We start from the raw sequence: 11,189 nt of genomic DNA, 5'->3' as shown, positions 1-11,189 counted from the left end.
ACACACTAAATTAAAGATTTTTATTTTTTCCTTTAAAATATTCACCTATGCAGCATTAAGGAAAACGTAATTTTGTTCGAAACCTCAAAATAAAAAAGCTAAATATTTAATGTAAATTTTTTTAAAATACACTTTAAGCCTTTCGCTTACCATTCCCCTCACTTCATTAGTATTTTAGAAACTAATTAATCAGGATTTTACAGCATTTAGTGTTTTTAGAAGATAATTTCTAGAAGCATAAGCGTTTTTATTCAAAAAACTAATTATCAATATTTTGTTAATTAAAGTCAAGTATTATTGTGGCTTTTTTTAACAGTATGATTAGACTATCGTTATAATCAAAAACTATCAAAATGAAAAAGAAATTTTTTTTTACACTCGTTGTAATTTTGTTTACAACATTCAATTCTATAGGTCAATCATTTGACGAAAAATCTTTCGAAGAAAGAACTCGTCCCTATGGAGAAGCCGATAAACCAGGTATATCTTGGAAAATACGTTGGGATAGATCTGACCTTTTTAAGAATGACAATTTTCCGGACCCAGACTTTAAATATAATACTAGGATATGGACAAAGACTCCAGAAAATGTTCAGAGTTGGGTTTGGAGAAACAAGCAAAATATTGAGCAACGAGAAGGTTCTCTGTATATTACAGCTAGGTATAATGAATCTGGTTTTCCTGAAAAAAGAGTTCCAGATGGATGCGTTAATGGTAATCCATCGTCTACAATGGTACCTGTTAGATTTTCATCGGGAATGTTAAGAAGTACGTCTCCAGGTTTTGTTTATGGTTATTATGAAGCTGCTATAAAAGGAAGTGCAGGTTTTCCCGGTGTTTCACCGTCTTTTTGGTTATATAATTCGATAAAATCAAATTCTACAGTTGGTAAGGTTCGATATCAAGAAATTGATGTTGTCGAACTCACACAAGAAGGAACGAGTCAATCTACGCGTAAAGTAATGGATCATAATTTACATGCAATTACATCTGCTTCGAGTAGACAAAGATTTGACTCTTCACTTAACTCTCCTGTAGGAGCTTTTATTCCTGCGGTAGATCAAAATGGAGGACTTTCTGTAGGGCCCATTAACAGTACTGCCGGAAGAAGATGGTGGAGACCAAAACAAAACACTGCTGCAGAAAGAAATATTACTGACGAGTTTGAACCTCGAGATATTAATATTTTTGGGTGTCTAGTCACTGCTCAGGAAATTGTGTGGTATGTAAATGGTAAAGAGATAGGAAGAAAACCAAACGTATTATGGCAAAAAGAAGCCGATGAATCTAATCCAATGAGAATTACACTTTCTTTAGGTATTAGGGCTCCTTTCAACCAATTTTGTAGCAATAGATTTGTGATGCCATCACCAAGAGAGTTAGAAAATGCAAAAGATTTCTTTCCCCAAACTATGCAAGTTTTATATGTAAAAGTGTTCGAGCCAATAAGTGATACTTCACCAAAAATTGATGTAAATAATGTTGTTTTAAAGAAGTCTGAAGTGCCATTACGAGTAGGAGGAAACACTATTATTACACCTGTAATAGCACCTAAGGAAGCTACAAACAAAAACTTTACATTCTATAGCGTTTCAGGGATGGATGTAGCAAGAATAGACTCAAAAACAGGAATAGTGACAGCTTTGAAAAAGGGCTCCGCAACGTTTAGAGTTATAACTGATGATGGAAACTTTTTTGATGACATTACAGTAACAGTTAATGAAAATCCAAGACAAACAAGAAATGCTAATATTCCTGCACCTCCAGGATCTGCTGGTTTAGCGCCAACCGACGGTGACGGTGATGGGGGTGGTGATGGTGATTCTAGTTGTGAAAATGTGCCAGTTTGGAGAAAGTCAAATACATACACTAAAGGAGATAAAGTTCAATTTAATGGTAAGTTATATGAATTAAAAAACAATAGTACAGGTAAGTGTAAACCAGGAGGAACCTCACAGTGTTCTCGTAACCAATGGAAAGAAATCGGATCTTGTGCCGCTAGACAAGGTAAAGAATCTATATCATCAGATAAAGTTCAGGTTTATCCTAATCCATCAATTAATGTAGTTAACATAACTTCTAAGAAAGGATCAACTATTTCAATTGTTAATGCTAATGGGCAGGTAGTAAAGACTAAAGCAGGTGAAGGAGAAATTATTTCTTTTAATACTCAGAATTTAGCTAAAGGTTTATACCTTATTAAGATTAAAAATAAAAAGAAAGTAATTACTAAGAAACTGATTATAGATTAAATTCTGTTTTTAAAAATATTTTTTCGCTCTTAAGCACAAACTCAATACATAACGATAGTTTAATTTTTTATATAAATATCATATTTTACTTAGTCTTCTCTTCAGGGTAATTTATGATTCAATGAAATAGGATAAATAATCCATTTAAATCACTAAAGGGCTGATCAGGCTAAAAGAATAATCTCTTGATTTTGTTTATGGGCCACATAAATAAGGTAAAATAATGTATGCTATAGATAGCTATAGTTTAAGATGATGAATTTTTGTTGTATTTCTTTGCTTGTATTATAAAAAGACATTATAAACTTTGAAAATTTTATTAAAGCTAAACAAAAATTAAGATGGCAACTTTAATAAATGATTTTTAAGAATTATTAATGAAGTAACAAAAAAAATAAATATAAAAAATGATATTACCAGAACAATTTGTAAGCTGTGATTGGGGTACTTCGAATTTTAGAATTAGGTTGATCGATTCACATAAATTAAAAATACTTGAAGAGTTTAAAACTGATTTTGGTGTACATACACTCTACCAAAAATATAAAAATCAAAATGAGATTTCACAGGAACAATTTTTTATAGATTATTTATTAAAATATGTTAAGTTATTTAAAGGAATAAGAGGAGAAGAAACATTAATTGTTGGTTCGGGTATGATTACTTCGGCTATTGGTATGATAGAATTGCCTTATGCAGAAGTACCTGTGTCATTTAGTTGTGAAGATTTAACATCTCAGTGGAAAATTATTGACAAACAACATGAAATTCTTTTGATTTCAGGTGTGAAAACTGATAATGATGTAATGCGAGGAGAAGAGATTCAAGCTGTAGGTTTGATAGAATATTTACCTAAGTCTTCAGAGGGTGTTTTGATTTTACCAGGAACACATAGCAAACATTTAGCTTTTAATCCAGAAAGAATAAATAACTTTACTACTTATATGACAGGTGAGTTTTTTGAAATTTTTAGTATGCATAGTATTCTATCAAATTCGATAAAAAGAGTTGAGTGGGATTCTAAGTTTAGTGAATCATTTTTAGACGGTGTAAATAACGGTATAAATAATAATTATTCATCTTCATTTTTTTCAATAAGAGCTAATCATTTACTTTACAATACTTCATCAGAAAGAAATTATTATTATTTATCGGGCTTACTTATCGGAATTGAATTATCATACTTAAAGGATAAACAAGAAAAAATATTCTTGGCAACATCTGGAGTTTTACGGGAGTTGTATTTATTGGCATTAACCTCTTTCATTCCGACTAATAGAGTGTTCTGCTTTGAAGAAGAGGTTATAGATAAAGCATTAATAACTGGCCATAAAAAAATGATTGAAAGAGTTATTCTTGAAAAATAAGATATAGGATGTTACTGTTTGAAACAAGTTTTTCTTAATTTTTTATGATTTTTTTTAATAAAATTAATGTTTAATAGGTAAAATAATGTTATGAATGGAATAATACTGTATATATCAGAGGGCTTCTTAAGTTTAAATTTGTAGTGATTTTATTAAAGAAATTAACACAAACTTAAACTAACAAACGTCATGAAAACAACAAGTAAAAATTTGAAAAACCTCTTACTTTTATTAGTAGTTATAGCTTTGGGGAGCTGTTCTAATGATTTAGAAGACTTGGATAAAACTTTAAGTGATTCCAACATTGATATTGAAAAAAAAATTCCAAGTGAATTTCAAAATCAGAATTTTTATAATCCACCTGCCTCAAATATTAGAAAAGTTCAGTTTACAGGAACTACAACTGCGCAACTAAATCAATTAATTAAGCAAAACTCAAAGGCGAATGGTCCAGGTGTTATCATTGAGATTCCTCGAAGAACCTACAACTGGAATGAAGTTATATTAAAATCAAATATTCATTTACAAATTGCAGAAGGGACTATAATTAAATTTGATGGTACACGTGGCGGGGTCTTTTCTATTGGAGCAGCCCGAGGTGGTAAACGACTTAAAAACGTAAGTATTAGTGGACAAGATGGGAGAAAATTTATGGTAGATATTTCAGCTTCAAATCTTGTAAACAAAAATGTAAATGCTGTTAAAATTGGTCGTGTTGATAACTTCAGAATTGCCGATATAAACATTAAAGATCGAAGATCTTCTGTTAACTCTATTGTATTAGTTCATGTGGGAGGAGCCTCAGAAAACAGACCTGGTCCTGCTGATGGAGTTATAGAAAATATTAAACAAACGGGATCTCATACGGGATACGGATTAATACAAACCTATAATGCCAATAATGTACTATTCAAGAATCTTAATTGTGATGGAGGTGTTACATTAAGAATGGAAACGGATGATATAATCATGAAAGGTGAATTAAAGAATGGTTCTAAAAAAGGTGGTATTAATGATGTTTTTGCTTACAACATAAATAATACGAATGGTATAACGGCAGTAATGTTTTCTCCTCATTTCGTTAAAAATGGTAATGTTACCGTTGAGAAAGTTAAAGCTACAGGGTCTACTTTTGCTGTTAGAGTTGAAAAAGGGTTTTTAGAATTATTTGATTTAAATGATACATTTCCGATAAATAATGATGGTCAAAGAAGATTTGAACAGTTTATCCAAAGTCAGTTTAACATTAATGGAACTGCTTTGTCAGGAAGAGCTTATAAACGTAATAACGGAAGAAGATGGGCGGTTAGATTATCTCCAGCAGCTAGTATTGCTCCCAGAAATACTTTTGTTAAAAACCAATTAGGTGAAATAGGAAATGGATTAGAAGCTGGTGGTTTCACTAATGCTAAAGTAAAAAATATTACTGCAAAATTTCAGAATGATAGAGGAGCTAAAATTAAACAAATTCATTTACAGTTTATTCCTTGTAATATTTGGGCTAATGGTTTACGAAACCCAGGTACAAGTTTGAATATGTTTAATGGATTTGAATATCATGGGCCTTCAGTAGCTTTAAGTTATGATAATACAGCTAATGGTAATACAGGTGGAAACTATAGAGTAACTTTAGAGAGGCAACAATTTAATGGTTTTCCTAATGGATTTACACAAAATATTAAATTTAATATAACAACGCCTGCTTGCGGCAATAATGCCAATACTATAACTAATTATATTGCAAGTTTTCCAAACTAATTTTATAGATTTTTAACAAAAACTCCTTTGATTTTATATCATTGGAGTTTTTGTTTTTCGCTCTATCTTTTAAGTTGTATTTGAAACTGTTAAATATCAATCCTTTTTCTTTTAAGATTGAAGTGAATCTATAAAATAAGATAACACCTTCAATTATTGATATATAAGTAAAAATGAAAGCACCATATCCTAAAAATGAAAAATCCGCAATATAGCATAATTCAGAAGCCCAGCAATTATGACATTTGTCAAAGCGAATAAAATATTCTTTTATATTTGTTTTAAGATTCCTATTGGTTTTTCAGCTTGGTGCTAACAATTAAATGCAAGATAGATGTCCCTTACTTCTAAAATAGAAAAGTAACAATGTCCAACAAAAAACCGAGAGAATATTGTCTTGGGTCGGTAAAAATTGTCTTAAAAGTGATCTTAGCAGGATTCAAACTTCAAAATAATGAGATCATATCTCTGGTAACTGAGAAACTACATCCTTATTATCCAATAAACCAAGAGATTTTAAATAACGTGCGGTAATGAGCATACTACAATGGCTACATATTTTTTGAATTTTTCGGATATCTTTTTCTTTATGATGCCAGTTCACAACAGCTGTATGTTTAAAACCGTATAGAGTATAATCATTAGCAAATTCAAAATAGTCTTTTATTTTTTTGAAATGCTTACCATATAATTTTCGGCCATTTTAGTAGGATAGGGCTTCTGATTAATTCCAAATAAAAAATCATCAGGATGGTAATCTTCCAAGTTTATTTCTAAAATAATCTTTTTTAATGCAGGAACAATTGGGATCACATCTCTTTTTTTAGTTTTACTTTTTTGACCGGCTACCCAAATAAGGTTTTTTTCCATCTCTCTCTTACTTTTAATAGTCTAATTTCCAAAAGTCGCATAAAAGAATAATAAACAAAACAAATTAAATCTCCAATCCAAACACTATCCAATCCCTGATTTTCAAACTGTTTAAGAAAACACTCTAAAATATTGGTATAAAATTCTAGTCCTCGTTTATAGAGTTTTAGCTTTCTTGATTTCAATAAATTCTTTAGCTATTTCCTGAATAGAATATATTCTTTCTGACACTTCTCGCTTCTGATCTATAGTATTTTTAGAAACCTTTTTCCTGTCAACATGATATCCATTAGCAAGAAACCTATTTATTTGTTTAATAACATCTTTTGTAGATGCTTTTTGTTCAGCTTCTGTTTTGTATTTCTTCGGAATATATTGTCTTTGTCTGATTAGATCATTCTTCTGTACATCCCGCACATAAAAGGTGATATAGTTGCTTTTTACAGCTTTTGACTTGACAAAGTGAGCCCTTTTTAATTTATGTATGTCTTTATTTGTATACTTTGGTATTATATTAAAAAACTATCAACTTCTGATCTTTTACTTATAAAAACAAAAAACCGTTTATATCATATGATAATAAACGGTCCTATTTAGTCGGGGTGGCAGGATTCGAACCTGCGACCTCCGCGTCCCAAACGCGGCGCGATAACCGGGCTACGCTACACCCCGAAGTGTAGGTTTTCCTTTTGAGGGTGCAAATATAAGTAAATCATTTAATTTTCATAACTAATTAGAATAATAAATGAATATATTTTTCGAAGGTCCGTTATGACTTAAAAATAAGTGTTTCTATGCGTGATAGTATCGTTCTCTATAAATTTTTCCATCTTTCCATTCTGTAACTACTGTTTGTTCAGAAAGCATAGTGCTTCCATCTTTTAACTTTAATTCCATCACAGCATCATAAAAAGAATGATTACCATTAATGGCGTAGTTTTTAACATCATATCGTACAAAATCTTGTAACTGATTATCTATAAAATCTTGCTCGAATTTTAAATTAAATGCTTTTCCTTTTTTTGGAGCATCATTGGCTTCAACTAATTCTACATCATCATGAAGATAAGTATCCATAGCTTCTATAAAAGCTCCTTTAGATAATAATTCATGAACGTGTTTCAGATTTTTTTCGATTGTATTTTCCATAGGTTCTTTAAATTTTTAGATTAATTTTTAGTTTGAATCATTTATGGGTACAAAGATGCGCAAAGAATGCTGTTATTAAAATGTAGTTTTTGCCTTAATTCATGTCAATTTTTCCTTAAAAATTAAAATTTATATGCTAACTAAATTGTCATATTATAATTTTTTTGACGTGAATAGTAATGACTTTATAATTTCAAATAAAGTTTTTCAAATTAATATTTTTAAGTCGTTTTTGTTAGAAAAGTCATAAGGTTTTAACGTAATTATTGATTATTTATTAACACTCAAACGTTTGCGTGAAAAATAGATAAACTGTTTTTAACTAAAAGATCATTTTTTTTTGAAACCTTTATTACAACGTTTTAGTGTTTTTAAAAAACAGATTATCAAATGTTTACTTATTTAACCAACAAATTAAAATATGTCATGAAAAAATTATTCTATTTAGGGCTTGTACTTGTTTTATGTCTACCTAAAATTATTTTGGCTCAATCAAATAGGGATATTCCCTTTGTTTGGGAGAACGCTACAGTCTATTTTGTTTTAACAGATCGATTTGAAAATGGTGATACTTCTAATGATTTTTCTTATGGTAGACAGAGAAATGGTCCACCACTAAGAAATTACGAAGGAGGAGATCTTCAAGGTTTGATTAATAAGATTGACAGCGGATATTTTGATGACCTGGGAGTTAATGCACTTTGGGTAACACCTCCTTACGAAAATATACATGGTTCTATTGGCGGAGCAGGATATGCTTTTCATGGTTATTGGGCAAAAGATTGGACAACTATAGATCGTAATTTAGGAACAGATGCGCTCTTTAAAACCTTTGTAGATAAAGCTCATGATCATGGCATTCGCATAATTATGGATGTTGTTTTAAACCATGTTGGCCCTGATAATTCTAGTGATGAATCATGGCCCAATGAATGGGTACGACGAGAACCTACTTGCAATTTTCAAGGTCCTGGAGGTAATATTCCTTGTGAGTTAGTAGATAATTTACCAGATATCAGAACAGAATCTAATACTAATGTTTCGGTTCCAAGTTGGTTGCTTAATAAATGGGATCAAGAGGGTAGAAGACAACAGGAAGAGGCTGAGTTAAATGATTTTTTCAATAGTACGGGGTACCCAAGAGCTCCGAGATATTATATTATAAAATGGCTTACAGATTATGTAGAAGAATATGGAGTAGATGGGTTTAGAGTAGATACTGTTAAACATGTAGAAGAATTTGTTTGGAAAGAATTAGAACAAGAAGGTATTAAAGCTTTAAAAAAGTGGAAAAATAACAATCCAAGTAAAAAAATAGATGATCTGGATTTTTGGATGACAGGAGAAATATTTAATTATATGGCTCCTAGCATGGGGAGAAGATTTACAGGAGATGGGTTTAATGTAGACTATTATGATAATGGTTTCGAAAATCTTATCAATTTTGAGTTTAGATTTAATGCTAATGATGGCTTAGAAAGTATATTTAGTAAATATGATAACTTATTACAAAATCAGTTAGGTAATGGTAAAAGCGCGATGAACTTTTTAGCAAACCATGATACTAATGAAGTTTTTGATAGAAATCGTACTAGAACTTTTGAAGCAGGTACTAAATTGTTACTTACTCCCGGACCAGCACAAATTTATTATGGTGATGAAACCGCAAGAACATTAACTCCTGGTGGGGGAGCATTTGGAGATGCAACATTACGGTCTAATATGAACTTTAATGAACTAGGGAATCCAAATTCTAAGGCAGCGTTAACGTTAAAACATTTCCAGAAAATAGGTAAGTTTAGAAGAGAACATGTTTCGGTGGGCGCAGGTAAACATACCAAATTACAGGATACTCCTTATACATTTAAGAGGGAATATAATGCATCAGGAATTACTGATAAAGCACTTGTATATACAGGGCTTGATGGTGATTTTACAGGTGAGCTAAATGTCTTTGGTTTGTGGCCAGATGGTACAGTGCTACAAGATTATTTTTCTGAAAAAACCGCAACAGTATCAGGAGGAAATGTAACTTTCGACACTGCTTTTGGCCTGGTTTTAATCGCAAAACCATTAAGTATTACAGAGTCTGTAAGTTTATCAATAAATCCCGATTCTGGTTTTAATACAAATCCAATTGATGTTACAATGACAGCTTCTTCTTCAGTAGATGGTGCGACAATGGATATATTTTATACCGAAGATGGATCAACTCCATCGGCATCTAGTACATTATATACTACTCCATTTAGAATTAGTGAAACTACTACGATTAGAGCTATCGCTATAGATTCAGAAGGGAACCAATCTCAAATACTAACTAGAGATTATATATTTGGTGGTCCTTTTGATGTATATTTTAAAAAACCAGCAAGTTGGTCTTCAGCTTTTATTTATTTGTTTAACCAAAATACAGGAGCAACGATACCTGGATTTCCTGATTGGCCAGGAATCGCTATGGAAGAAATAATGAATACACCTTGGTTTACACATACGATAAATCAGAATTTTCAAGTTGGTATTGTGTTTAATGATAATGGAGGTGAACAGACCGATGATCTTACTAGAATAAAAGAAGGTTGGTATGATAACCAATGGACCGATACATGTTCAAGTGAATGTCCAATTGCAACAGGGAAACCTGAACTTACCATAACTCCTGATTCAAGCACGGTTATTGGTAGTGTAAATGTGTTTATGAGTGCTACAAATTCTGGAGATATATTTTACACTTTAGGAGACGCTTTACCTGATGCGAATAGTACTCCGTATACAGGTACATTTTCTATAAATACATCAGGTGTTACAAAGGTAAATGCAATTGCAATAAATAGTGTAGGAAGTTCTAATATTATTACTAAAACATATACCATAACCCAAAACACATCTAGTTATACGGTGAATTTCAAGAAACCAAATGCTTGGAGTACAGCATATATCTATCTTTTTAATAAGAATACAAATTCAGCTTTACCTGGATTTCCTGCCTGGCCAGGAATACAAATGACAGTTTTAGATTCTACTCCTTGGTATACTTATACTATTGATCAAGATGTTGAAGTTGGAATAGTATTTAACGATAACGGAGGTTCTCAAACAGATGATTTGTTTAGAACTAGCGATGGTTGGTATGATAATCAATGGGCAGATATATGTTCTGGCGATTGTCCTGATACTATAGATACTTCATTTAAGGTGTATTTTAAGAAACCACCAACATGGGGAAGTACTTTTATTTATATATATGATAAAAATATAAATGGTCCAATAACGGGAGCTCCGGCTTGGCCTGGTACAGCAATGAACCCTATTCCAGGAACTTCTTGGTATTCAATAACTATAGATCAAAATGTTGAAGTTGGGATTGTGTTTAATGATAATGGAGGTGCTCAAACCGATGACCTGTGTAGAACGACAACAGGCTGGTATGATGACCGATGGTTTGATACCTGTCCGAGGGAATGTCCAGATGGTAAAGTGGCTGCGGGTAATGACATTAATTTGGTAAAGCCTTTAACTAATCCATTTAGTGATACATTAACATTGTCTTTCTTTGGCGATACAAATAAAAAACCTGTAAGTGCTATGCTGTATACATTAAATGGAAAAAGAACTACTATAATCCCCAATAAGATTATTAGAGCATCTACAGTTACAGTAGATACTTCTGATTTACCCAAAGGGATGTACATTTTAAAAGTACTATCTGGTAATGGTACGCAAATAGTTAAATTGGTTAAATAGGACCTGTTGTTTATAGAGGGCACCTACTATTGTATTAATAACATAGTAG

General features: G+C 31.5%; 7 protein-coding genes and 1 tRNA gene. 4 read left to right on the top strand and 4 right to left on the bottom strand.

Going from position 1 to position 11,189, the window contains the following annotated elements; all coding sequences use genetic code 11:
• The first annotated feature begins 353 nt into the window (after positions 1-353).
• From AWE51_RS22645 to AWE51_RS22635, 3 genes are all read left to right on the top strand, one after another.
• Positions 354-2,252: a T9SS type A sorting domain-containing protein gene (locus AWE51_RS22645; RefSeq protein ID WP_066318616.1), complete on the top strand. Its 1,899-nt coding sequence runs from the start codon at positions 354-356 to the stop codon at positions 2,250-2,252.
• A 407-nt stretch (positions 2,253-2,659) separates the two neighbouring features.
• Positions 2,660-3,619 (top strand): 2-dehydro-3-deoxygalactonokinase, encoded by a 960-nt coding sequence (locus AWE51_RS22640; RefSeq protein WP_066318613.1) that lies wholly within the window; start codon positions 2,660-2,662, stop codon positions 3,617-3,619.
• 189 nt (positions 3,620-3,808) lie between these two features.
• Positions 3,809-5,377, top strand: coding sequence for a hypothetical protein (locus AWE51_RS22635; RefSeq protein ID WP_066318610.1), 1,569 nt, complete (start codon positions 3,809-3,811; stop codon positions 5,375-5,377).
• A 663-nt stretch (positions 5,378-6,040) separates the two neighbouring features.
• Here AWE51_RS22635 and AWE51_RS22630 read toward each other — a convergent pair.
• The 4 genes from AWE51_RS22630 to AWE51_RS22615 all read right to left on the bottom strand — a co-directional run bounded on the left by AWE51_RS22630 (position 6,041) and on the right by AWE51_RS22615 (position 7,396).
• Positions 6,041-6,247: a hypothetical protein gene (locus tag AWE51_RS22630; protein ID WP_066318607.1), complete on the bottom strand. Its 207-nt coding sequence runs from the start codon at positions 6,245-6,247 to the stop codon at positions 6,041-6,043.
• Between the two features lie 156 nt (positions 6,248-6,403).
• On the bottom strand, positions 6,404-6,664 hold the full coding sequence (locus tag AWE51_RS22625) for a hypothetical protein (RefSeq protein WP_066318604.1): 261 nt from the start codon (positions 6,662-6,664) through the stop codon (positions 6,404-6,406).
• 180 nt (positions 6,665-6,844) lie between these two features.
• A tRNA-Pro gene (locus AWE51_RS22620) sits at positions 6,845-6,919 on the bottom strand.
• 120 nt (positions 6,920-7,039) lie between these two features.
• On the bottom strand, positions 7,040-7,396 hold the full coding sequence (locus AWE51_RS22615) for a hypothetical protein (protein ID WP_066318602.1): 357 nt from the start codon (positions 7,394-7,396) through the stop codon (positions 7,040-7,042).
• A gap of 426 nt (positions 7,397-7,822) precedes the next feature.
• On the opposite strand from AWE51_RS22615, the gene AWE51_RS22610 reads away from it, so the two are divergent.
• The gene (locus AWE51_RS22610; protein ID WP_198403857.1) at positions 7,823-11,140 is read left to right on the top strand and encodes a starch-binding protein; all 3,318 of its coding nucleotides are present in this window, start codon (positions 7,823-7,825) and stop codon (positions 11,138-11,140) included.
• The last annotated feature ends 49 nt before the right edge of the window (positions 11,141-11,189 follow it).

Origin of the sequence: Aquimarina aggregata (assembly GCF_001632745.1) — a bacterium.
In the GTDB taxonomy this organism is placed as follows: domain Bacteria; phylum Bacteroidota; class Bacteroidia; order Flavobacteriales; family Flavobacteriaceae; genus Aquimarina; species Aquimarina aggregata.
The sequence above is the reverse complement of the archived record's forward strand: the minus strand, read 5'-3'. Positions and strand labels throughout refer to the sequence as shown.

What these genes read in the sequence shown, in the direction of transcription:
- AWE51_RS22645 (WP_066318616.1), top strand. Translation starts at nt 354, where the DNA reads ATGAAAAAGAAATTTTTTTTTACACTCGTTGTAATTTTGTTTACAACA.
- AWE51_RS22640 (WP_066318613.1), top strand. Translation starts at nt 2,660, where the DNA reads ATGATATTACCAGAACAATTTGTAAGCTGTGATTGGGGTACTTCGAAT.
- AWE51_RS22635 (WP_066318610.1), top strand. Translation starts at nt 3,809, where the DNA reads ATGAAAACAACAAGTAAAAATTTGAAAAACCTCTTACTTTTATTAGTA.
- AWE51_RS22630 (WP_066318607.1), bottom strand. Translation starts at nt 6,247, where the DNA reads ATGGAAAAAAACCTTATTTGGGTAGCCGGTCAAAAAAGTAAAACTAAA.
- AWE51_RS22615 (WP_066318602.1), bottom strand. Translation starts at nt 7,396, where the DNA reads ATGGAAAATACAATCGAAAAAAATCTGAAACACGTTCATGAATTATTA.
- AWE51_RS22610 (WP_198403857.1), top strand. Translation starts at nt 7,823, where the DNA reads ATGAAAAAATTATTCTATTTAGGGCTTGTACTTGTTTTATGTCTACCT.